Origin of the sequence: Gracilimonas amylolytica (genome assembly GCF_002911695.1) — a bacterium.
GTDB classification, from domain to species: Bacteria; Bacteroidota; Rhodothermia; order Balneolales; family Balneolaceae; genus Gracilimonas; species Gracilimonas amylolytica.
This window is the reverse complement of the sequence record NZ_PQBS01000040.1, coordinates 301,644-324,906: the sequence shown is the minus strand read 5'-3', so window position 1 is coordinate 324,906 and position 23,263 is coordinate 301,644. Positions and strand designations below refer to the sequence as shown.

General features: G+C 46.2%; 15 protein-coding genes and 1 tRNA gene. 9 read left to right on the top strand and 7 right to left on the bottom strand.

The genetic code is table 11. The features are described from left to right. The first annotated feature begins 37 nt into the window (after nt 1–37). The 3 genes from ileS to C3B73_RS13600 are packed head-to-tail and all read left to right on the top strand — an operon-like array spanning nt 38 to nt 4,225. Nucleotides 38–3,196 (top strand): isoleucine--tRNA ligase, encoded by a 3,159-nt coding sequence (gene ileS, locus C3B73_RS13610; protein WP_103666147.1) that lies wholly within the window; start codon nt 38–40, stop codon nt 3,194–3,196. 10 nt (nt 3,197–3,206) lie between these two features. Beyond that, on the top strand, nt 3,207–3,608 hold the full coding sequence (locus C3B73_RS13605) for a TraR/DksA family transcriptional regulator (RefSeq protein ID WP_103666146.1): 402 nt from the start codon (nt 3,207–3,209) through the stop codon (nt 3,606–3,608). Nucleotides 3,609–3,619: 11 nt separating this feature from the next. Next, nucleotides 3,620–4,225: a signal peptidase II gene (locus C3B73_RS13600; protein ID WP_103666145.1), complete on the top strand. Its 606-nt coding sequence runs from the start codon at nt 3,620–3,622 to the stop codon at nt 4,223–4,225. 244 nt (nt 4,226–4,469) lie between these two features. Here C3B73_RS13600 and ribB read toward each other — a convergent pair whose 3' ends face one another. The 5 genes from ribB to C3B73_RS13575 all read right to left on the bottom strand — a co-directional run bounded on the left by ribB (nt 4,470) and on the right by C3B73_RS13575 (nt 10,213). Further along, nucleotides 4,470–5,660, bottom strand: coding sequence for a 3,4-dihydroxy-2-butanone-4-phosphate synthase (ribB, locus tag C3B73_RS13595; RefSeq protein WP_103666144.1), 1,191 nt, complete (start codon nt 5,658–5,660; stop codon nt 4,470–4,472). 59 nt (nt 5,661–5,719) lie between these two features. Beyond that, nucleotides 5,720–6,037, bottom strand: coding sequence for a preprotein translocase subunit YajC (gene yajC, locus C3B73_RS13590; RefSeq protein WP_103666143.1), 318 nt, complete (start codon nt 6,035–6,037; stop codon nt 5,720–5,722). A gap of 126 nt (nt 6,038–6,163) precedes the next feature. Further along, nucleotides 6,164–7,075 (bottom strand): universal stress protein, encoded by a 912-nt coding sequence (locus C3B73_RS13585; RefSeq protein WP_103666142.1) that lies wholly within the window; start codon nt 7,073–7,075, stop codon nt 6,164–6,166. A gap of 9 nt (nt 7,076–7,084) precedes the next feature. Continuing rightward, nucleotides 7,085–8,710 carry a BCCT family transporter gene (locus tag C3B73_RS13580; RefSeq protein WP_103666141.1) on the bottom strand — a complete coding sequence of 542 codons (1,626 nt, stop codon included), beginning with the start codon at nt 8,708–8,710 and terminating at the stop codon, nt 7,085–7,087. Between the two features lie 288 nt (nt 8,711–8,998). Next, the gene (locus C3B73_RS13575) at nt 8,999–10,213 is read right to left on the bottom strand and encodes an LVIVD repeat-containing protein (RefSeq protein WP_103666140.1); all 1,215 of its coding nucleotides are present in this window, start codon (nt 10,211–10,213) and stop codon (nt 8,999–9,001) included. Nucleotides 10,214–10,451: 238 nt separating this feature from the next. On the opposite strand from C3B73_RS13575, the gene C3B73_RS13570 reads away from it, so the two are divergent. Continuing rightward, on the top strand, nt 10,452–13,178 hold the full coding sequence (locus C3B73_RS13570) for a non-ribosomal peptide synthetase (RefSeq protein ID WP_103666139.1): 2,727 nt from the start codon (nt 10,452–10,454) through the stop codon (nt 13,176–13,178). 16 nt (nt 13,179–13,194) lie between these two features. Here C3B73_RS13570 and fadJ read toward each other — a convergent pair whose 3' ends face one another. Together fadJ and C3B73_RS13560 are read right to left on the bottom strand one after the other, a co-directional pair. Then, the gene (gene fadJ, locus C3B73_RS13565) at nt 13,195–15,312 is read right to left on the bottom strand and encodes a fatty acid oxidation complex subunit alpha FadJ (RefSeq protein ID WP_103666138.1); all 2,118 of its coding nucleotides are present in this window, start codon (nt 15,310–15,312) and stop codon (nt 13,195–13,197) included. A 268-nt stretch (nt 15,313–15,580) separates the two neighbouring features. Continuing rightward, nucleotides 15,581–16,885, bottom strand: a complete 1,305-nt coding sequence (locus C3B73_RS13560) for a thiolase family protein (RefSeq protein WP_103666210.1) — start codon at nt 16,883–16,885, stop codon at nt 15,581–15,583. Nucleotides 16,886–17,054: 169 nt separating this feature from the next. Between C3B73_RS13560 and C3B73_RS13555 the strand changes: the two genes are divergently transcribed. From C3B73_RS13555 to C3B73_RS13535, 5 genes are all read left to right on the top strand, one after another. Then, nucleotides 17,055–17,129: transfer RNA gene (locus C3B73_RS13555), tRNA-Val, on the top strand. A 105-nt stretch (nt 17,130–17,234) separates the two neighbouring features. Continuing rightward, complete coding sequence (locus C3B73_RS13550) at nt 17,235–18,386, top strand: 6-bladed beta-propeller (RefSeq protein WP_103666137.1); 1,152 nt, start codon at nt 17,235–17,237, stop codon at nt 18,384–18,386. 76 nt (nt 18,387–18,462) lie between these two features. Then, complete coding sequence (locus C3B73_RS13545) at nt 18,463–19,482, top strand: LacI family DNA-binding transcriptional regulator (protein ID WP_157939523.1); 1,020 nt, start codon at nt 18,463–18,465, stop codon at nt 19,480–19,482. A gap of 164 nt (nt 19,483–19,646) precedes the next feature. After that, nucleotides 19,647–20,837 carry a glycoside hydrolase family 53 protein gene (locus C3B73_RS13540; protein ID WP_157939522.1) on the top strand — a complete coding sequence of 397 codons (1,191 nt, stop codon included), beginning with the start codon at nt 19,647–19,649 and terminating at the stop codon, nt 20,835–20,837. A gap of 22 nt (nt 20,838–20,859) precedes the next feature. Continuing rightward, complete coding sequence (locus C3B73_RS13535; protein ID WP_198597366.1) at nt 20,860–23,262, top strand: glycoside hydrolase family 2 protein; 2,403 nt, start codon at nt 20,860–20,862, stop codon at nt 23,260–23,262. The last annotated feature ends 1 nt before the right edge of the window (nt 23,263 follow it).

Genomic DNA, 23,263 nt, shown 5'->3' with positions numbered 1-23,263 from the left:
TTGAGGCTTAAAATGATTCGCCTGAATAAAGTTTTTTATGGCAAAAAAATTCAAAGAAGTTAAACAACTAAGCTTCCCTAAATCAGAAGTTGAAATTCTGAATTGGTGGAAGGAACACAAGATCTTTAACAAAAGTGTGAAGACCCGTGAGGATGGTATACCTTTTACCTTTTATGAAGGTCCACCCACTGCAAATGGAAAACCGGGTATCCACCACGTTATGGCAAGAACGGTCAAAGACATGTTCTGCCGATATAAAACCCTCAAAGGGTTTCGTGTAGAACGTAAAGCCGGATGGGATACGCACGGACTTCCGGTAGAGATCGAAGTTGAAAAGGCATTGGGACTTGAGGGAAGAGCTCAGGTCGAGGAATACGGAATTGATAAATACAATGCTGAGTGCCGCAAAAGTGTACTGAAGTATAAAGATCTTTGGGATGACCTGACCTCAAGAATGGGCTATTGGGTAGATCAGGATGACCCTTACGTGACTTTTGAAAATAATTATATAGAGTCAGTTTGGTGGGCATTCAACAAATTGTACAAAAAAGGACTCGTATATAAAGGATATAAGATCCAGTGGTATTCACCTGGTAGCGGTACGGTATTATCCTCGCATGAGGTAAGCCTTGGCTATAAGGAAACTCAGGATCCTTCCATTTATGTGAAGTTCAGATCTGATGAAGCCGATGATGTTTACTACCTGGCCTGGACAACCACTCCATGGACCATCGTTTCAAACATGGCCCTGGCCGTTAATCCAAATCTGGATTATGTGAAAGTGGGGCATTTTGATGAGACCTACATTATGGCCAAAGATTGTGTGGAAGAAGTTCTTGGTGAGGATTACATCATTCAGGATGAATTCAAGGGTACGGCTTTGATCGGGAAGACCTATCAGCCGGTCTTTGATTTTGCCTTTGATGAATATGAGAAGCATGAAGCCTGGAGGGTAATTCCCGCTGATTACGTGACCACCGAAGATGGAACCGGTGTAGTGCACACGGCCCCTGCTTTTGGTGCCGATGACTACGATAGCTGTCAGAAAGCGAATATCCCGATGTTCAATCCTATTGACCGGGATGGTAAGTTTACCGAGCTGGCTCCGGAATTTAAGGGTCAGTGGTTCAAGGAAGCTGATAAGGAAATTGCACGAGCTATTAAAGACAAAGGTTTGATGTATAAGCATGAAACCATGGTTCACAACTATCCATTTGACTGGAGAAAAGGCACGCCATTGATGTCGTACCCGGTGGAATCCTGGTTCATTGAGACCACTAAGGTGAAAGATCGCATGGTGGAACTCAATAAAAAGATCAACTGGAAGCCGGAAAGTACAGGAACCGGTCGATTTGGAACCTGGCTGGAAAACAATGTGGACTGGGCAGTTTCCCGACAACGATATTGGGGAACCCCGATCCCGATCTGGGTGAGTGATAAAGACCCGGAATACATTGAGTGTATCGGGAGTATTGCCAAGCTGAAAGAAAAAGCCGGCCTGGATGAAGATGCGGACATCGATCTGCACCGTCCTTACATTGATGATATTACCTGGGAAGCCCCGGATGGTGGAACGATGCGCAGGATCCCGGATCTGCTGGATGTTTGGTTCGATTCCGGCGCCATGCCGTTTGCTCAATGGCATTACCCGTTTGATAATGACCACGATTTTCAGGTGAACTACCCTGCAGATTTTATTGCGGAAGGCGTAGACCAAACCCGTGGCTGGTTCTATACCCTGCACGCTTTGGGCACCATGTTGTTCAATGAGGAAGCCTACAAAAATGTCGTTTCCAACGGATTGGTTCTGGATGAGAACGGCGAGAAAATGAGTAAGTCGAAAGGCAACTCCGTGGATCCGTTTGAAGTGATTCAGGAATTTGGTGCCGATACCGTTCGCTGGTACATGATGAGTAATTCCTCACCATGGGAAAACCTCAAGTTTAGTCATGACGGACTCAAAGAGGTACAGCGTAAATTCTTCAATACCATCGTCAATACGTATTCATTCTTCGCGATGTATGCGAATATCGATGAGTTCACCTTTTCCGGAACGGCTATCCCAATTGCGGATCGACCTGAAATTGACAAGTGGGTGATATCACGTTTGAACACTACCGTTAAACTGGTTGAAGAATATCTTGAGGATTATGAACCAACCAAAGCGGCCCGTGAACTGGAGAACTTTGTAGAGGAACTCAGTAACTGGTACGTACGCCGTAATCGCCGTCGTTTCTGGAAAGAAGGCAGTACGCTGGATAAAACGGCCGCCTATCAGACCTTGTATGAATGCTTGCTGAACCTCAGTAAATTGGTCAGCCCGATCGCTCCGTTTATGGGAGAATGGCTGTATCAGAAACTGAATGAAGTGACCGGGCAGGACGAGGAATCGGTTCACCTCGCATTTTTCCCGACCGTGGAAGAAACGGCCATCAACAAGGCACTTGAGCACAAGATGGATATGGCAAGGCTCATCTCCTATATTGTATTGCGTGTACGTAATCAGATCGAGATGAATGTACGTCAGCCTTTGGGCCGCATCATTCTGCCGATCAAGGATGAAAGTGAACGTCAGGCCATAGAATCTGTTCGGGATATCATTCTTGAAGAAGTGAATGTGAAAGACATTCAGTTTGTGGATGATGATTCCGGAATTGTAGAAAAATCAGCGAAACCAAATTACCCGGTATTGGGTAAACGTCTTGGTCCTAAGATGAAAGCCGTGGCGGCCCGTGTCAATCAATTGACCACAGAAGAGATCACGGAATTCGAGAAGAATGGCTGGATCGACCTGGAGATCGACGATGAGACCATCCGTATTGATTCGGAAGGGCTTGAGATCATCCGAACCGGACTTGAGGGTTGGACCGTTGAAACGGAACGAGGTCTGAGTGTGGCCGTTGATACCGCACTGAGTGAAGAACTTAAGCAGGAAGGAATTGCCCGTGAGTTTGTGAATCGTGTTCAGAATATGCGAAAAGAAGCAAACTTTGAGGTAACCGACCGTATTGCTATCGGATTTACAGGATCTGATACGATTAAGGAAGCCGTTGTGTCTATGAGTGATTATATTAAGAAGGAGACACTGGCTGAGGAAATTCAAATTAAAGAACTGGAAGTCTCAGATTTTACCAAAACCTGGGATATCGGAGAGGAAGAGTGCACCATCTCCATCCGAAGAAATATTAATTCATAACTAAGCAGCTATGGCTACAAACGAATCTAAAAACGACGAAAGAGTATCTCCGTACAGCGATGAAGAGCTGGAATATTTTCGCGGTATCATTATCAAGAAAATGGAAGATGCAGAGGAAGAATTAAACGCTTTGCAACGCACGCTGCGCGAGAGTATGGAAAACGCTTCGGATGAATCGGCCTACTCATATCACATGGCTGATGCAGGCACCGATGCTCAGGAGCGTGAAAAAACCTACATGCTCTTTAACCGCACCAAGAAGTTCATCAAGTACCTGGACGATGCCCTGAAAAGGATTGATAACAAAACCTACGGTGTGTGTAAAGTAACCGGTAAAAAGATCTCCAAAGGACGTCTTGAAGCGGTTCCGCATACTCAGTTGAGTATCGACGCCAAACTTAAACGCAGATAGGCACGCCCGGTTTGAACCGACAAAAATTAACCGCTCTTATTGTACCGGCCATTTTTGTGCTTGGGATCGATCAGTTTACGAAATGGCTGATACGAACCACCCCTGAACTTCAGAATAAAGTTCTGATCGAAGGCTGGTTACAATTCTATTTCACTAAGAACCCCGGGATGGCGTTGGGGATCGATTTTCTGTCGACTCCGGTAGTCAGTATGGTGGCTATTCTGGCTGTGACCGGGATCCTGATCTACATCCTGAAAAATATAGGGCAGGCCGGTATTGGGTATCTGGTGTGTATGGGGCTGATCATTGGCGGGGCCTTTGGTAACATCGCCGACCGTTTATTTATGGCACTCATTATGGATTACGGCGGCGTGCTTGATGGTCACGTGGTGGATTTTATTTACTTCTCTCTTCAGATCGGTGATTTCACCGTATTTCCCTACATATTCAATGTAGCTGACATTGCTATTTCTGTTTCCATTATTCTGCTGATCCTGTTCAACAAGCGGTTTCTTATCAATAACGAGGGGGATGGTGTGGCTACAGGAGTTGAATCCGAGGCTGATATCGGATTGGAAGGTGGTCAGTTATCTCAGGATGTTTCCGGGGATAAGTGAATGATGGATAGGTAATCTGATCTCTTTAGTACTCATTACGCCGCTCCGTCACTTAATACTCGTTCCTCCGCTGTGCTGCGGAACGCTATCTCGAGGCTCTGCCTCATACCCGTACAATTATAAAGTTCTCTCGTCTACCTTTATTCAATCAAAGAATTACGCCTATTGTAAAGTTGGAGGCGAAGCATCACAAGGACATTGCGGAGCGGAGCACCGCAACGAGGGTTAAAGTGAGTGTGAGGATCTAACTATTCTTTTCACCCTCTATAGGATACTTTTGTGCTGAAAAGTCAAAATTAGGGCTGATCGGGACCTGATCCACGATCTCTAAGCCAAAGCTTTTAATACCGATGCGTTTTACGGGATTGTTGGTCATGAGTCGCAGTTTACGAATACCTAATGAGCGGAGGATCTGAGCTCCAACCCCGTAATCTCTGGCATCTCCACGTGGTGAGATGTCTTCCTCATTACTCTCAAGCTTGCCTTTTTGAAGGGCTTTCAGGGTTTTAAGTTGATTGACCAACACTGAACCCCGCTGATTGCGGTTCATGTAAAGCACCACGCCCTGACCTTCACGTTCCACCTGCAACATCGCCTGGTGGAGTTGCTCACTCGTATCTTTGTTTCGGGCTCCAAAAATATCCCCGATCAGATCAGAAGAATGAACCCGGGTCAGCACCGGTTCTTCTTTACTCCAGGTTCCTTTGGTTAGGGCAAGGTGAATATCGCCGGTGAGTTTTTCCTTGAAGGCTCGCAGGCTGAAATCGCCGTACATGGTTGGCAGATTCACGTCCATTACCTCATGAACCAGGGTCTCATTTTCATTTCTGTAAGCAATGAGATCCTTGATGGTAATGATCTTCATCTCAAACTCTTTTGCCATCTTGATGAGTTCAGGCACGCGGGCCATTTCCCCATCTTCCTTCATGATCTCACAAATGATACCGACGGGCTTCAACCCGGCAAGTCGTGCCAGGTCAATGGCGGCTTCCGTATGTCCGGCACGACGGAGTACTCCGCCTTCTACAGCCAGCAGTGGGAACACGTGTCCGGGCCGCCGGAAGTCAACGGGTTTGGAATCATCACTGGCCAGTTCACGAATGGTATTGGCACGGTCAGCAGCTGAGATCCCGGTAGTGGTGAGTCGCTTGTGGTCGATGGAGATGGTGAAATTAGCCTCATCCGGATCTGCGCCTTCCTGAACCATGTGCTTCAGTTTCAGCTTATCCGCTTTCTCTTTGGTAATGGGGGCGCAAACCAATCCACGCCCGTGGGTCACCATCAGGTTAATGGCATCGTTGGTCACCATTTCGGCGGCCATCAGAAAGTCGCCTTCATTCTCCCGATCCTCATCATCCACCACAATGACGATCTTGCCATTTTTGATGTCTTCAATGGCTTCGGGGATGGTATTAAACGTAAACTCCTGACTCATAGCGAACTAAATCTAAATCTTGATGAAGGCGAACTGAAAAAGGTAAAATAAGGACTTACTTATTTATCTTTTTTATTAGGGTTTACATCAGTGATCGCTGATTTGAGCATGCGGATCTTGGTGCCGCTGTCAACGTCAACCAATACTTCGTTCTCTTCGATCTTGTCGAGTATACCGATGATCCCGGAAGAGGTAACGATCTTGTCGCCCTTTTTCATTTCCTCAACCATTTTCTGAATTTCTTTCTGACGCTTGCTTTGCGGTCGGATGATAAAGAAATAAAAAACCAGGAAGATAGCGCCAAGAAACACAAGGTTGATAATACCGGCGCTTTCATCACCGGGCTGACCCATCAAAAATAAAGGTAGAAACTGCATAAAATTAAATTAATGTATGTTTGAATTTTCCGGTGTGAAGATACGATTTTCTCAGGATAATGACGATTTAAAACCAAGATCCAACTTTTCCCGAAAAATTCTGCAGTTACTAACCAATTACTTATTCTAATCAAACAAGGATTTCAGGAATTTCTGATGGCGTTCCTTATTCTTGACGATGAATAAAGGTATTCCGAAAGAGTAATAGGTCATTTTATCGGTAAAATCATCCCGTAAGATACTGGTGATCTTCTTGGTAGATTTGGCGCCCACCACAATGAGATCGGCCTGATTTCGAACCGCTTCATCATAGACCTCATCCGCCAGGCGGCCTTCTTTGTGGAGAGTTAGCGTAAAATTGACCTCATCAGAGATATCATATTCTTCAATGAAATCTGATTTTTGCTCTTCAATATGTGATCTGATCTTCTCCTTTTCTTCATCCGATGGCATATAGGGAAAGAAGTGGGAAGGGTACTTGAAAATATGCTGAGCCCGGACCTTACCCTTGGTTTTTTCCACAAGTTGTTCGGAAAAGGAAACGGCGTTGGCAGATTGCTCAGAAAAATCAACCGGTGCCAGAACCGTATCCATGGCATATCGGCTGTTTTCCGGCACAAAGAGTATGGAAGCCGGCACATATTTCACAATGCGGCGAGCGATCACTCCCTCTCCTACATAACCGGTCTTCTTACCCATCATCAACAGGTCGGGATCCATGGTTTTCATCATTTCAATGATCTGATCGGTAGGTCGGCCCTTTTTAAGGATCAGCCTTGTTTCAACAGAATCATCGTCAAATTCCTTTTCGATCTTTTTGTTTAACTCGCCACGGATCACATCCTCAAAATCATCCGTATTCTTGAGGTTAGGAAAAAGCTCCACCATTTCTTCAGCTACAGAGCCGGATTCAATGACATGCAAAAAGGAAATGGTTTTTGGCTGAATGACAGAGGTCAGGAATTTAGTGTACCCGATCAGGATGTCATCCATTTTAGAAAGATCTAAGCATACGAACCAATGATCTAAATTCTTCATAACTATCTCCTATTGCTCTTTCTCTTTTTGTTGATTTTTGATGGCGTCTTCAACGAGCTCTTTATATGAGTCCCGCTCTTTGTCTTTGATACGCTGCTGATTTTCCCTGTACTCACGCTTCAATCCCTGATGTAAGCTGTAACACATCACCAGCAGGATCAGTGCAAATGGAAGACCGGTACTGATGGAGGCTGTTTGTAGTGCCGTAAGTCCTCCTCCGATCAATAAGATGGCAGCCACGAGTCCCTCTGTTTGTGCCCAAAAAATACGCTGGCCGACCGGGGCATCCAGTTTTCCGCCACTTGTCAGACCATCGATAACGAGTGAACCGGAATCTGATGAAGTGACAAAGAAGCTCAGAATGAGTACGATAGCAATGAGGGAAGTCACCATTTCAAGTGGAAACTGTTCGAGGAAAACAAATAAAGCGGTAGCCACATTATCGTTTACGGCATCGCCAATATTTCCAATTCCGGACATTTCAAGACTGATGGCCGATCCACCAAAGGCAGACATCCATAGGAAGGTGATGATACTTGGTACGATCAGTACACCCAGTACAAATTCCTTCACGGTTCGACCCTTGGATATTCTTGCGATAAACATGCCGACGTAAGGTGACCATGAGATCCACCAGGCCCAATAAAAGATGGTCCATGATGATTGCCAGTTGGTACCGGAATAAGATTCCGTCCAGAAACTAAAGGTGGCAACCGAATTCAGGTATCCGCCAAAATTCTGAATAAAGGAATCGAAGATGAAAATGGTTGGGCCAACCAGGATCACAAACACCAGGAATAAGGCCGCGATCCTGACATTCATTTCGCTCAAGACCCTAACCCCTTTATCGATACCCAATACAACAGATACGGTTGCTACAGCGGTGATCCCTACTATGATCCCAACCTGCAGGTAGATATTGTCAGGAAGCCCAAACACATGTTCAAGACCGGCACTGACCTGCAGTACGCCTAATCCAAGGGAGGTAGCCAGTCCAAATAAAGTGGCCAGCACCGCGAGCACATCGATCACATCTCCCATCCAGCCTTTTATGCGGTCACCGATCAAGGGATAGAAAACAGAACGAAAGGAAAGAGGGAGTCCGCGGTTAAAGGCAAAGAAACCTAAGGCGAGTCCCACAACAGCATAAATGCCCCAGGCATGAAACCCCCAGTGAAGGTAGGTCAGATTCATGGCCTGTTGAGCGGCTTCGGCGGTTTCACCATCCGCCATAGGGGGTGAGAGATAATGAAAGATCGGTTCAGCCACACTCCAGAACATGATGCCGATACCCATACCGGCACTAAACAGCATGGCAAACCAGGCCAGGGTGCTGAAGTCTGTTTCAGCGTCCTCTCCTCCAAGTTTAATGCTGCCAAACCGGCTGAATGCAATGAATAAGGAAAAAACTATGAAGATGTTGACGGCAATCACAAAGAACCAGCCACCATTGTCGGTTACGGCACTCTGTATATTATTAAAAAGTTCTTCTGCCTGATCACCCAACAGCAGAGTTGATGCTATCATGAGGGTGATAAGTGCTATAGCCGGCCAGAAAACCGGTTTGTGAATATCAAAGTATTTGTTGATACCCGTACGTTTGCTTTTAGGTTTATCGTCTCCTCGAATGGCCATTATTGAGATTTTAAGGGATTAAAAATTGGCTTCAGGATAATAACCGAACACGTTGCCCCGGGATTAATGCAGCTAAAGGTACCCGATCGTGCCGGTGGTAATAATGCAATTACATCTACTAACTACAAGAAATAGTTTGATACAATTCATTTTTATCTGGGTTGATGGAAAACCAGTTCAAAATTAAATCAAAGTGTATCCATTGTTTGTTGTAGAGTACACAAACAAAAAAGGCTTCGAAGAATTAACTCCGAAGCCTAAATATGGAAGCTTTACAGCCTTAAAATATCATTTTTTTGATTTTCTCAAAATATTGAGTCCATCTATACCATTGGCGAGGATGATGAAGTTGCCATCCGTTTTCACAAAGTTGGCTGATCCGGTTCCACCCTTCCAGCTGTACACTTCTTCCGGTTCTTTATTTCCACTGCGGGCAATGGTGGTGATGAAAAGTCCGTCTGTTCCGTTGGCAATGTAAACATATTGGCCATCTACGGTCACCCCATTGGAAACATCATCACCCTGTGGATTAAACTCATAGACAGGATCTGTTCCGGTATTGAATTTATAGCCTTTAACCCCTTGATCTCCCAAAGCAGCATAGGTAATGGAAGCTGTGTGCTCAAGCACATTTTTACCGTCAGTCGGAGCTACAGTGAATGGGGTCTGAAAATTGGTCACGGTTTCTTTCTTGAAATCCATGATCGTGAAATTCGCTTTGTGGTCTGCCGTCAAATTCAATCCGACTATGTCGTCCTGACGCCGGTCAATGCTTTTAGCAAAGGTGTTATCAACACGGTTGGTGACCTGAAAATCGTTTTTGCTTAGCTCATAATAGCCACCACCTGTGGCGCCGGCTGCCACATAAAGATATTGCCCCGGGGCATCTACAATATCGTTCCCCGAATAACTTGGAAGTGGGGTTTCACGATAATCGTTTTCTTCGAACTCGCCTTTATCGATACCCAACTCTCCGATGATGGCCCCATTATGGTCGGCCGTGCTGTGACCTGAGCTGTTGACATCTCGTCCACCGGTTATCCATAGCAGCTTGTTATTTTCTTCTACATCCAGGGCATTAACATCTGTATCAGCGAAAGAAATATGGGAAACAAGGCTTGGATTATCTTCATCCCGGATATCAATGATGTCAACGGCTCCGCCATAATCATTACCATTCAAATGGTAGGAGATGTACACCTTGTTGGCCCGAAGCTCTATACTGGTGGCACTTAATTTTTTACCGTTCACTTCCGGAGAGGCTACGTTGGCAACATGCGTAAAGCTGCCTGAGCCCGAGGCAGTAATGGAGCCGGCCGATTTAGATCGGGTGGAATCTAAAACCACAGGCTGATTGATGAGCTGAATTCTTTCGTTCAGTGATTCAACATCATTGTTGATATCGACTTTGAAATTATTTCCGTCGTTGTTGGATAAGATGTCACATGCACCAAAGGTGGAAGCCACCAACAGTACTATTAGTAGTTTTTTTACATTTGCCATAACTCTTTAACCCCTTAAAGCTGAAAACTATGTTTTGGTTTATCTTGAATCTATGCAGAAGTGAAGAGATAGTTTTATAGAATTTCTTAAGATTGCTTAATGGTTGTGGCAGATGAGATTAAACTCCTGTAATAATGACGGTTTATATTTTTAAAAGTTAAATTTATTGATATTATATCTGACGATATAAAGATCAAATCAGTTGGGTAAAATTGGGAATTTAAAAAAGAGATTTAATATGGGTTTAAGGGACCTGTTCTTGCAAGTTGCAAAAGGGGATGTCGAGTATGACAAAGCGTTGGCTAAAATCAGGCAGGCTGATCCTGATTCAATAGCGCTGGTACACGAAGACGAGGCGTGGACCTACAGTGAGTTGTTTGGTCGCGTTGATGCATTAGCGGGCCACCTTCAGAAAAAAGGAGTCAGGCCAAATGATATCATAGGGGTTTACGCTGACCGGTCACAGGAAATGATGGTGAGTATTCTTGGGATCCTGAAAGCCGGGGCAGCATTTCTTCCACTTGATCCCCAGTACCCGGAAGACCGTATCCGGTTTATGGTAGAGGATACCGGCACGAAGTTGATATTGTCGCAGGAAAAATACCGCCAAAAGCTTGATGGATTTGATTCAGAGATACTCTGTGTGGATGAACATTGGGAGGAGATATCTTCGGAAAAAGCTGATTATGAGCTGCCAATTATAACTGCGGATGATCTTGCCTACATCATTTACACCTCTGGATCTACGGGTACACCAAAAGGGGTCATGGTGACCTTTGGCAATTTGGTGAGTTACACGTTGATGGCTGTTGATGAATATCAGTTGAACACCGAGGATGTGACCCTGCAGTTTGCAACCATGAATTTTGATGTATTTACCGAGGAGGTATTTCCTACCTATTTAGCTGGCGGCACCTTAGTTCTTCGGGATGAAGCGTCGGCTCTTGGAGGTGATGCTTTCTGGTCGTTCATTGAGAAACATCAGGTCACCTTTATCACATTGACCACAGCTTTCTGGCACACCTTATGCACACAATTGGAAGATCGGCATGTTGAAATGGCGAAGTACGTTAAACTTATGGTGTTTGGAGGGGAAGCCATGTCAGAGCATATGCTGGATCTGTGGCAGCAAAAGTTTGGCAGTTCCGTCAGGTTGATGAATGTCTATGGACCAAGTGAGGCCACAGTTGTTGTGACGGGATTCGATTGTCAGGATTATGATATTTCTAAGGGAAAGGTTCCGATCGGAAAGCCGTTCAACAATGTGGAATGTTATATTCTGGATGAAGACTTAAATCAATGCTCTCCCGGTACGCGAGGTGAGTTGTATATAGCCGGGCCGCAGGTATCTAAGGGATACCTCCACCGTCCTGAACTGACCAAAGAACGGTTCATTAAAAACCCATTTGGATCTGGTCGTTTCGGGGTCATGTATAAAACAGGGGATGTTTGCAGCTATCTGCCGGATGGAAACATTACTTTTGTAGGACGCAATGATTCACAGGTTAAATTACGTGGACTCAGGATCGAACTTGGTGAAATTGAAACGGCGATCAATCGACTTGAGTCGGTGAAAGCTTGTGTGGTGATCGTTCACGAGGATATCCCCGGAGATAAGAAGATCGTGGCTTATTTTGTGCCGGAAGGTGAAACACCGAGCCCCAAGTCGCTCAAAGAAGAGCTTAAAACGGTGTTAGCCGGATACATGATCCCAACGGCATTTGTAAGCCTGGGAGAAATTCCACTTACAAGAAATGGAAAGGTGGACAAACGAGCTCTTCCTGAACCCGACCGGGAACATCTTGCCGGCGGTGGAGATATTATGCTTCCGGAAAGTGAAATGGAACGCAAGTTACTTGATATCTGGGAGAAGGTATTGAATGTTTATCCGATCGGTGTGGAGGATAACTTTTTCGATATTGGTGGGCATTCCCTGATCGCGGTGAGCCTGTTTGATGAGATCAGAAATGAAATTGGCATTCAAATGCCTTTAGCAGCGCTCTTTGAAGCACCAAATATTCGGGAAATGGCGGGATATATTCAGGATGCCTTGAAAGAGAATGATGTCAGAGTACCTGTAGCTGTCAGGATAAATGAAGCTAAGTCAGGTCGTCCATTTTTTTGCATTCATGGACATTTTGGAAACATTTTGTTTTTGAAAGAACTGGCAAATAAACTTGGTGATGAAAGGCCATTTTACGGTATTCAATCAGTTGGCAGAAACGGAGCTGATGAACCTCTGTTAAGTGTAGATCATATGGCCGACCGGTATATTCTTGAGATGAAAACAATTCAGCCAATTGGTCCATATTCATTTGGTGGATATTGCTATGGCACTTTAGTGGCTAGGGTCATGGCAAAAAAACTCGATGAAATGGGCGAAAGTTGTTTTCCGATAATCATGATCGACCCACAGCCTGATGTATATGAGAGATTATTGAATAAAAAAGTTGTGTCAGCATTTAAGAGAGTAGCCAACCGGCAAAGGGTTGAGGTACATAAAGACAGGGTCGAAGAACATAACAGTTTGATTAAAAAAAGTATTTATCTCATCAACAGAGCTGGTAAAAAGGTATTCAATAAATTCAATGAAGCTTTTCTTGGAATATTGATAGGCATCAAAAACAAGGTGTACATTCCTATTCCAAATTATTTAAAAGATGTTGAGGTGTGCAATATGGTGGCACATAATAAATCCACAAAGAAGCTGGATCCTGACTTTGCTTCTAACGTTGAGATCATTCTTTCAAGACAGTTACTATCAAAATATTCCAGAGATCCGCAGAAAGATTGGTCCGGTTTTACTCAGGGTAGGATGAATATTCACCTGATAGATGATGACGGATTTATTATGAGTGATCTGATGTTCAAGTCTCCATACGTCAATCAGCTGGCTGAAGTCACCCGTTCGATATGGCAGCAGGAAGAAGAGCTTCTTGCTGAAGCTTTGGAAGAAGAAAAATGAACAGCCACTGGTTCAGCTATTCACAAAAAAAACTTTCACCATTCTTCGCCATATCCTCAAGCAACGGAGCCGGCTTGAATCTTGGCCCATATTTCTCAGTGAAAGCTTTCAGTGTGTCTACTATATTTTGAACACCGGTCTGATCGATGTATCGAAACGGGCCGCCTAAAAATGGGGGGAATCCGAGACCTAAAATGGCACCCAGATCACCATCAGTTGGAGAGCTTAGTATATCTTCCTGCAGGCACCATACGGCTTCGTTGATCATCGTTAAGGCAATACGCTGCTGAGCCGTTTCTTTGTCCGGATCATTTCTTTGCGACCCGCCAAATTGCTTGTACACATCGGAGTTCACTTCTTTTTTCTTGCCATCCGTATAACGATACATGCCCAGTTTGTTCTTTCGCCCCATTAGTCCCGCATCCAGAAGATCCTGAGCTTTATTCTTGGTATCTACACCGCGTTTGGCAAACATGGGCGACATGGTTTCTGCTACATGAGCTCCCACATCGATGCCTACTTCATCAAAAAGAGCCATGGGGCCTACCGGGAAGCCCCAGTCTTTCATGATCTTATCGAGGTATTCGATGGAAGCTCCTTCCTCGAGCAGTTTGAGGGCTTCATTCATGTAAGGAGCCAGAATGCGGGTGGTGTAGAAACCCGGCCCGTCTTGAACCACGATCACATTCTTTCCCTGTTTCACTCCAACCTGAATGGCAGTCTGGGTAACCCAATCAGCGGTTTGATCGGTTGTGATGATCTCGAGCAAGGGCATTTTCTGAACCGGTGAGAAGTAGTGCATTCCAATGATATTCTCAGGTCGTGAAGCCCCCTTTGCGATATCAGTGATCGGCAGTGAGGATGTGTTGGAGGCAAAGATGCAGTTTTCGCCGGTTGCTGACTCCACCTGCTGTACAATATTTTGCTTCAGTTCCAGATCCTCAAATACGGCCTCGATCACGAGATCTACACTTTTAAATCCATCATAGGAATCCACTCCGGTGACTTTACTTGCTATCTGATCTCGTTCAAATTCAGAGATGATCTTCTTCTTTGCTTTTTCATTCAGGTCTTTCCAGATCGACTTTTCACCTTCTGCTGCTTTTTCAATGGATTGGTCCTTTAGCAGTACCTGATAATCTCCTTTATTGATGCTGACATCTGCGATGCCCGAGCCCATCAATCCCGCACCAAGCACTGCCAGTTTTTTAACGGGTTTCACCAGGTCAGGATTAGGCACCTTTTTGGAGGCATTCATACCAAAGAACAAGTTCACCAGGTTGCGTGACTCCTGAGTGGCTCCCAGTTCTCCGAACAGTACGGTCTCGTTCTCAAGGCCGTTCTTCAATCCGTGTTTGTAGCCATATTCAACCGCATCAATGATCTTTGGAGGAGCCGGATAGTTGCCTTTGGTTTGCCCGGCCGTCTTTTTACGAGCCTGTGAAAAGATGATCTTTCGCCCAAGAGGGTTTCCTTCAAGCAGTTTCTCCACAAAAGAACATTTGTCATCCCGCTTGAATTTCCCATCAGCGATTTTCTGCACCCCTTTGATTGCCGCTTCTTCGATGGCATCTTTATGGGTGACTTCATCCACCAGCCCCATTTTTTTAGCCTGACGAGTGTACATGTTTTTCCCGGTGAGCATATAGGTCAATGCCTTCTGAAGTCCAATAAGCCGTGGCAGCCGTTGTGTGCCACCGGTGCCGGGTAGCAATCCGAGTTTTACCTCCGGCAGGGCAAACACCGTTTTTGAACTCCTGGAGCACACTCGATAGTGACAGGCCAGGGAAAGCTCCAGTCCGCCCCCCATGCAGCTGCCATGCACCGCCACGGCAATGGGTTTCTTAAACTCCGCAATACGGTTCAGGATCTTATGGCCATCCTTGCTGAGTTGCTCAATTTCCTCAGCGGTTTCACGAGCCTGAAACATGTCGATATCTGCTCCGGCAATGAAGTTATCTTTCTTTCCGGAAATGAGAACTGCCCCTTTCAGATCATTATCCGTTTCAAGTTTGTCTAAAAATGAAGAAAATTCATCCATCATTGTTTCATTCAGTTTATTCACCTTCTCCCCGGGCAGGTCAAGGGTGATGATGGCGACGGAGTCTTTATGTGAGATATTGAGGTAGCTCATGATAGTGGTTTAATGTGAACCCTTCGGTAGCGCCGCGATGCATCGCGACGCTACCGAAGGGTATGATGTTTAAATTGGTTTTTGAGTGAGGTCAGCCTTGGTTGCCCCAAATGCGACCTCACCCAACCCTCTCCTTCTCAAGGAGAGGGCTTTTCGAAGTTGTTTTAAGATCAAAAATTGATTCATACTTCTGAGTTATAATTAGGCGTCCTCCTCCTTGCTAAGGAGGAGACAGAGGAGGTCGTGGATGGGGCTATATTGCCAAATCCTAACCCTCATACCTCTCCAATACAATAGCATGACCCTGCCCACCTGCAGCGCAGGCGGAAACCAGGGCGTATTTGCCGTCTTCGCGGATGAGGCGATTGGCGGCGGTGGTGACAAGCCGAACGCCGGTGGCTCCAAATGGGTGCCCTAAAGAAAGTGAGCCACCCAGTGTGTTCAGCTTATCCATATCGATGGTGCCGACTTTTGTATCACGGTTTAAATTTTCTTTGGCAAAGGAATCAGAATCCAGTGCGGCCAGTACGGAAAGTACCTGACCGGCAAAGGCCTCGTGGAGTTCGACCACGTCCATATCTTTCAGGTTCAGGCCCATGGAATCTAATACTTTTGGGATGGCATATGCCGGTCCCAGCAGAAGCTCCTCACCGGGATCCTGGGATACAAAATTGTATTCTCGTAAATAAGCCTTGGGTTTGAGTCCCAGTTCAAGGGCTGTCTGTTCTTCCATGATGAAGCAAGCAGAGGCACCATCGGTTAAAAAGGAGGAATTGCCGGCTGTTACGGTTCCATGCGGTTTGATGAAGGCCGGCCGTAATTTCCCAAGTTTTTCCATGGAGGTATCGTCGCGAAACCCATTGTCCTGTTTGACCACCTCGAACTTTGGTGGAAGTTTGGCCGGAATGAGCTCCTCTTTCAGTAACCCTTCCTCGGTCGCCTTGGCTGCCAGGTGATGTGAACGCATGGCATATTCATCCTGATCAATCCGGGATATGCCAAACCGGGCTGACATTCGGTCGGCACTTTCGCCCATCACTTCTCCGGTTGAGAATTCAGTAATGGCCGGCAGTTCAGGGAGTAGATCCTTGAAGCCCAGTCCTTTGAAGAATTTCAGAAAATCGGTGGGTTTTTTGTACTTCCGTGCCTCCAGTACTTTTTGCCGGAATTTCTTTCTGAACCGAACAGGGATATCTGACATGGTCTCAGTTCCGCCCGCCAGTATGATCCGGGCCTGACCGGTTCTGATCAGGTCGACCCCGCTGGCAATGGCCTGATTGGAGGAGATGCATGCCATGGTGCTGGTGAAGGCCGGAACAGTATTAGGGATGCCGGCACCTAAGGCACTTTCACGAGCCACGTTACTCGTTTTCACCTCTTGTATCACGGTTCCCATGATGACCCGATCAATGTCTTTTGGGTCCACGGGATTGCGGGCCAGCAATCCTTTGATCGCCATGCGGCCAAGGTCGTAGGCCATCATGTCGTTATAGTTCGTACCGGATCTTAAAAAAGGGATGCGGCACCCATCCACGATCACAGCATTAAATGAATTTGAATTCGTGTTACTCATAAAAGTGGGATTAGCGGGAATCTGATCATTTAAGGTTAAAGTATGGTCTAAATAACAGTTGATAACCGGGGTATAAGTTAACAGTGTTAACCAATAAATCAAGATGTTGAATCTTTTTTCTTTGTCTGTGTTTGAAATGTTCTTATATTTGTCGCCCTTCAAGCAAGTCGGGCGATTAGCTCAGTTGGTTCAGAGCACCTCGTTTACACCGAGGGGGTCGGGGGTTCGAGTCCCTCATCGCCCACATATTAAAGCTTCTCAATTTTGAGAAGCTTTTTTTGTTTATAGCCAATTTACTTCCAAGAATTAGGAAAACAAGTTCTCGGTCAAATTAGTTAGCTTACCTTGTATGATATACCGAGCTTTTATTACTGTTATAGTTCTTATTTCCATTCCCCTGTTGTTTTCAGCCTGTAGTGATTCCGGGGAAGCTGATCCAAAACTTTTTGAAAATGCCCGTCAGATCAGTCTGGATGATGTGAAGGAAGTCCGGCTTATAGAAGATAATGCCTTCAGGATCGGTTCCCGCCAAACGGTCAATGATATTGGAGCAGTGGCGGCTGATAAAAGTGGGCGGGTCTTTGTAGCCAACGATTACAACAAAAGGATCGAGGTCTTTGATGAGTTTGGTAATCAGATCGAAAGCCTTGGCGGACTAGGCAGTGATCCGGGCGATTACCGGGATCCGGCATATCTAAAGGTGCAGGCAAACCATCTCTATGCTTTCGATAATGCCTTGAATCGGGTATACAAGTATGACCTGCCAAAGCTTGAACTGACCGGTGTGACGGAACTGGATGGTGTCATGAAGACCTTGAATATCGATTCACTTAGTTCTGCTAAGCCGGTGAAATTGGAGGTGATGGAAGATGGAAATTACCTGGTGGGTTTTCAGATGGTTAAAAGCACAGAAGACCGCCGACTCGTTTATTACAGGATCAACGGATCCGGAAATGTGATCTCTGATCAGATGTTCACGATTCCCAGCCGGAAGCTGCATGTGGATAGAACCATGGATCCCCCGTTGATCATGATGATGCCCTATGAGCCGGAGATACTCATCCAAACAGATTCAGGTGGAAGGATCTACTCCATTGACACCGATCACTTTTTAATTTCCCTGATAGACAGCACCGGCGATATCATTGAAACCCGGCATTACCCCATCGATAAAGCTGACCTGATCAGCTCGGAGTTGGTCGATCTGTTTACAGACACCTTTCAGCGGAGAGCTATACGCCGGGCCAATCTGCCTGAACAGTGGCCGGCCTTATCACACGCCTTTATTGATGACCGGAACCGAATGTGGGTGGCTTCTATTGTATCAGACCCGGATATCCATAAATGGTTTATTTTATCCCCCGATGGAGAGCCACTTGCTACCTTTGAACGTTCGAGGGAAGAGCAGATCGTAGCGGTTGTGGGAGAGACGGTTTACATCAAATCTTACAATGCCAATCGGTATTCTGATGAGGTAAAGAGATATACCCTGAAATTTTAGTTAATTTAGCCTGATCTGAAAAACAGATCATTATCATTCAACTAAAACCTGACAAGAATCTCTTTGGAGTAACAGGGTGAGTTCAAACGTCACGCTAAAGCAAATCGCAGAAGCCCTCGGTATCTCGGCCATGACCGTTTCCCGGGTTATCAACAACAAAAAGAATGTGGATGAAAAGACCCGGAAGAAGGTTCTGGAGAAAGCAAAAAGCATGGGGTACACGCCTAATTACCTGGCCAAAAGCCTGGTTTCCAACAAGTCGTTTACCATTGGGGTCGTGGTTCCGGAGATCTCTCATTCCTTTTTCCCGGAAGTGATCAGAGGCATTGAAGAAGTAGCCTATCAGGAAAATTATCAGCTTATTCTCACCCATTCAGCCGAGGATGCCGAGCGTGAAAAGGCGGCTATTGAAACTTTGCGCTCAAAACGGGTGGATGGTATCATGATCTCCTGCTCGCAATTTACATCAGACCTGAGTTATTTTGAGGAGCTGCGTTCCAGCGGCTTGCCTGTTGTATTCTTTGACCGCTGCATGGATGAGGCAGGCTTCAGTTGTGTGGGGGTGGATGACAAAGCCGCCGCAAAAAAGATCACCCAACATCTCATCGATCATGGTTACAAAAAGATCGCTCACCTGAAAGGGGCACAGGGTCTGTCCATTGGCAGAAGAAGACTGGAGGGATTTATAGAAGCCATGAGTGAGAATCAGCTTGAGATCGCGGATGAGTGGATCGTGGAGTCCGGCTTACAGGAAAAAGGCGGGTTTGAAGCGATGATGAAGCTGCTGGATCTGCCTGAAGACAAACGGCCAAGAGCGGTATTTGCCATCAACGACCCGGCAGCGTTTGGAGCCATAGAAGCGATCCGGGAGAGAGGATTAGTGATCCCGGACGACATCGCCATAGTCGGGTTTTCTGACGACATTCGCGCCGAACTGCTTCCGGTGCCTTTGACCACCGTCCATCAACCGGCGTATGAGGTAGGAAAGAAAGCGGCCGAGACCTTATTGAGTATCATAAACGGAGAAAATGAGTCGGTTGAGAATATTGAAGTTCTCACGCAGATGAAGATCCGATCTTCCTGTGGGGTTCATTGATATTGGCTCTAAACACTTAGGGTTAGTGTTTTAAAAGAATATCATTCTTCCAGCCGAATATTCTTTGACTCTTCACAGTCTGATAGTATATTAATGATGTTAACGTTAACATTCTGGTCTCAGGAACCGAAATGGCCTTGAGGTCCAACAGACTTACTACTGATATGAATAAGAATAATATGCTGCTCATCCTTTTAGGGATGGGGCTTCTTGCGGCCTGCTCATCTCATGATATTGAGGATGACTATGATAACGATGATAACGGCAATGGCGAACCGGTTGCCCCTTCTGCCTTTGTGATGGGTGCGGATCTGTCGTACGTGAATCAGATCCTGGATCATGGTGGGGTGTATCAGAATGATGGAGTTGAAACAGATCCTTACGAGATCTTTGCCGATAAAGGCACTGATGTGGTTCGGTTCAGATTATTTCATGACCCACAGTGGATAACAGAAGCCTATGATGATCCGGGCAAACCTCTATACCACGATCTTGACGATGTTGCGCTTGGGATCCAAAGAGCCAAGGCACAAGGCATGCAGGTGCTGCTCGATTTTCATTACTCGGATATCTGGGCTGACCCTGCCAGTCAGGAAGTGCCGGATGCCTGGGGCGGTGAATCATTTGAGGACGTAGTGGACTCAGTCTATAACTACACGTACAACACCCTGAGATCACTGAGCGATCAGGATCTGTTGCCTGAGATGGTACAGGTCGGGAATGAAACGAATTCCGGGATGGTGCATCCTTACGGTGCGGTGTATGAGGATGCCACCTGGCAGGAACTCGGGGAGTTGATCAACAGCGGCATCAGCGCGGTGAGGGATATTGAAAATGAAAGTGGAGAGGAGATCCTGGTGATGCTTCACATTGCCCAGCCTGAAAACGTGGGTTATTGGTTCGATCAGGTGACAACGGAGGGTGCGGTTGAAGATTTCGAGATCGTCGGTTTTTCATATTACACTCCCTACTCTGATGTACCCCTGGGGGAGATCTCAGATTACGTGCAGACCTTCAAAAACGATTATAACCGGGAAGTGATGATCCTGGAAACGGCTTACCCGTGGACATTGGAAGGAGCCGATGATTACGGGAATATTTTCTACACGGAAAGCCTGGTTGACGGATTTCCGGCCACACAGGAAGGTCAGCGTGACTTCATGATAGAGCTGATCAATGAAGTAAAAGATGGCGGTGGCAGTGGTGTGTTTTATTGGGAGCCGGCCTGGATCACTTCAAACCTGAAAGATCTATGGGGAACCGGTTCCTCCTGGGAAAACAATGCTCTGTTCGATTTTCAGGGGTATGCTCATGTTGGATTCGATTACATGAGTCATGATTATGACAATGATTAATTACAGAAAACAAGTGTTCACAATGATGAAGAAACTGATCAAAAAAATGTTAGGTGGAGCCGGATTACTGTTGCTTTTGGTACAATTCACCGCTTGTAGCACATCCGAGGTCAAAACGGTAGAAACTCATTTCGACTTCAATACGGAATGGGAATTTGTAAAGGATATGGATACTACGATCACTCCTTCGCTGTTTGAGCGATCAGATAATGGCCTGCAATGGGAGAAGGTCCGATTGCCGCATACGGCCAACATCGAGCCATTGGTGATCGAGGATCAGCAGTGGCAGGGAGACATGTTTTACCGCAAGTTCTTTACGGTAGAGCCGGAGATGGAAGGCAAGCATATCACGCTCAAGTTTGAGGGAGCGATGCATGAGGCTGACATCTATCTCAATGGTGAGAAGGTAGGCTATAACGCGGGAGGGTATCTGCCATTTGTGGTCAATATTTCTGAAGCAGTACAGTATGGGGAGGAAAATGTTCTTCTGGTCAAACTGAATAATGAGGATAACTCCACCATACCGCCGGGTAAAGCAATCGAAGTGCTTGATTTCAACTATTACGGAGGGATCTACCGGGATGTGTATCTGGTAGTTGAAGACAAGCTGAGGATCCCGGATCCGGTTGAAGCCAACCGGGTGGCTGCCGGAGGATTGATGGTGTCTTATGAAAATGTAACGGATGAGCAGGCTACCGTTTCGGTTCAAACCGATGTGGAGAATTTACGGCCCGAATCGGTGGATGCGAGATTGGTTTATATTCTTAGTGATGCTGAGGGCAAGGTCGTGAAGGAAGCCGAGGCAGAAATGACGGTTTCTTCCGGTTCCAATACCCTGCAAACCGAGAAGCTTTTGGTGGAAGCTCCCAATCTTTGGTCTCCAAGATCACCCTATCTATACGACCTGACGGTGCAACTATTTGACGGTGAAACACTGGTTGACAGCGAGCAGCAGCGCATTGGAATCCGAACCTTTGGGTTTGATGAGGACAATCAGTTTACGCTGAATGGTGAGCGACTCTATTTACGCGGAACGAACCGGCATCAGGACTATCCGTATATCGGTTATGCGTTGTCGGATGAAGCGCAGTATCGGGATGCCTATAAGATCAAGGAAGCCGGTTTCAACTTTATTCGTATCGCCCACTATCCACCGGATCCCTCCTTCCTGGAAGCAGCTGATGAACTTGGGTTGTTGTTCATGAATGCGATCCCGGGCTGGCAGTATTATGAGGATGGATTATTTGCCGAACGTGCCCTGAATGATGTCAGAAAAATGATCCGCCGGGACCGAAATCACCCAAGCATCATTTTCTGGGAAGCCTCGCTGAATGAATCTGATATGCCGGAGGAATTCATGGAAGAAGCTCATACTACCGTAAAAGAGGAACTGCCAATAGCTGACAATTATACAAGTGGCTGGATGGATCATGCTTATGACATCTTCATCCCGGCGCGGCAGCATTCACGTCCCCCTGCATACTGGAGTGATTACAGCAAGGACAAACCATTGTTTATTGCGGAGTACGGTGACTGGGAATACTATGCTCAAAATGCCGGCTTCAATCAGGATGCTTTTGAGGATCTTCAGGAAGAAGAGCGAACCTCGCGTCAGCTAAGAGGAGACGGTCAGCGGAGGCTTGCCCAACAGGCCCTTAATTTTCAGGAAGCCCATAATTCCAACCTGAAAGGGAATTCTTTTGGGGATGCCAACTGGGTGATGTTCGATTATAACCGGGGGTACGCACCCGACATCGAATCTTCAGGTATTCAAGATATCTTCCGAATCCCGAAATTCACCAACTATTTTTATGCCAGTCAGGCTGACCCCGATCTGGCAGCATATGATTCGGAGTTCTATGGTCCAATGGCCTATATCGCAAACTATTGGTCAGATCCCGAATTCACGGATGTGAAAGTGTACAGCAATGCTGAGGAGGTCGCCCTGTTTTTAAATGGAGAAGAGATCGCACGCCAACAGCCGGATACCGATCGCGTTTCGACGGAATTGAATTATCCCCCCTTCACCTTCAATGACCTGGAGTTTGAACCCGGTTCCCTTAAAGCTGTAGGCTACATCAATGGTGAGCCTGTGGCGGAGCATGAACGCATGACCCCTGAAGAACCCATAGGTCTTTCATTACGTGCAGACCTGAGTGGAAAAGAGATCCAAAGCGGTAAAAATGATGTGGTCTTTGTTTACGCTTCAATAGCAGACGAAAACGGAACCACTGTTTGGGATGCAGATCACGAAGTGACCTTCCGGCTGGATGGTGAGGGAGAGCTGATCGGGCATAATCCCATAAGTGCCGAAGCGGGCATTGCCACCATCCTTTTCCGAGCCGGTGAAAATCCCGGGACGGTAACCATTACCGCTTCCGCCAGCGGACTTGAATCCGAAACCATCACATTAACTGTAAACTGAT

Excerpts from the sequence above, each read along its gene's own strand:
- ribB (WP_103666144.1), bottom strand. The coding sequence starts at position 5,660 with ATGAGTCAGGAGTTTACGTTTAATACCATCCCCGAAGCCATTGAAGAC.
- C3B73_RS13580 (WP_103666141.1), bottom strand. The coding sequence starts at position 8,710 with ATGGCCATTCGAGGAGACGATAAACCTAAAAGCAAACGTACGGGTATC.
- C3B73_RS13605 (WP_103666146.1), top strand. The coding sequence starts at position 3,207 with ATGGCTACAAACGAATCTAAAAACGACGAAAGAGTATCTCCGTACAGC.
- C3B73_RS13540 (WP_157939522.1), top strand. The coding sequence starts at position 19,647 with ATGAATAAGAATAATATGCTGCTCATCCTTTTAGGGATGGGGCTTCTT.
- ileS (WP_103666147.1), top strand. The coding sequence starts at position 38 with ATGGCAAAAAAATTCAAAGAAGTTAAACAACTAAGCTTCCCTAAATCA.
- C3B73_RS13575 (WP_103666140.1), bottom strand. The coding sequence starts at position 10,213 with ATGGCAAATGTAAAAAAACTACTAATAGTACTGTTGGTGGCTTCCACC.
- C3B73_RS13550 (WP_103666137.1), top strand. The coding sequence starts at position 17,235 with ATGATATACCGAGCTTTTATTACTGTTATAGTTCTTATTTCCATTCCC.
- fadJ (WP_103666138.1), bottom strand. The coding sequence starts at position 15,312 with ATGAGCTACCTCAATATCTCACATAAAGACTCCGTCGCCATCATCACC.
- C3B73_RS13570 (WP_103666139.1), top strand. The coding sequence starts at position 10,452 with ATGGGTTTAAGGGACCTGTTCTTGCAAGTTGCAAAAGGGGATGTCGAG.
- C3B73_RS13560 (WP_103666210.1), bottom strand. The coding sequence starts at position 16,885 with ATGAGTAACACGAATTCAAATTCATTTAATGCTGTGATCGTGGATGGG.
- C3B73_RS13535 (WP_198597366.1), top strand. The coding sequence starts at position 20,860 with ATGATGAAGAAACTGATCAAAAAAATGTTAGGTGGAGCCGGATTACTG.
- C3B73_RS13585 (WP_103666142.1), bottom strand. The coding sequence starts at position 7,075 with ATGAAGAATTTAGATCATTGGTTCGTATGCTTAGATCTTTCTAAAATG.
- yajC (WP_103666143.1), bottom strand. The coding sequence starts at position 6,037 with ATGCAGTTTCTACCTTTATTTTTGATGGGTCAGCCCGGTGATGAAAGC.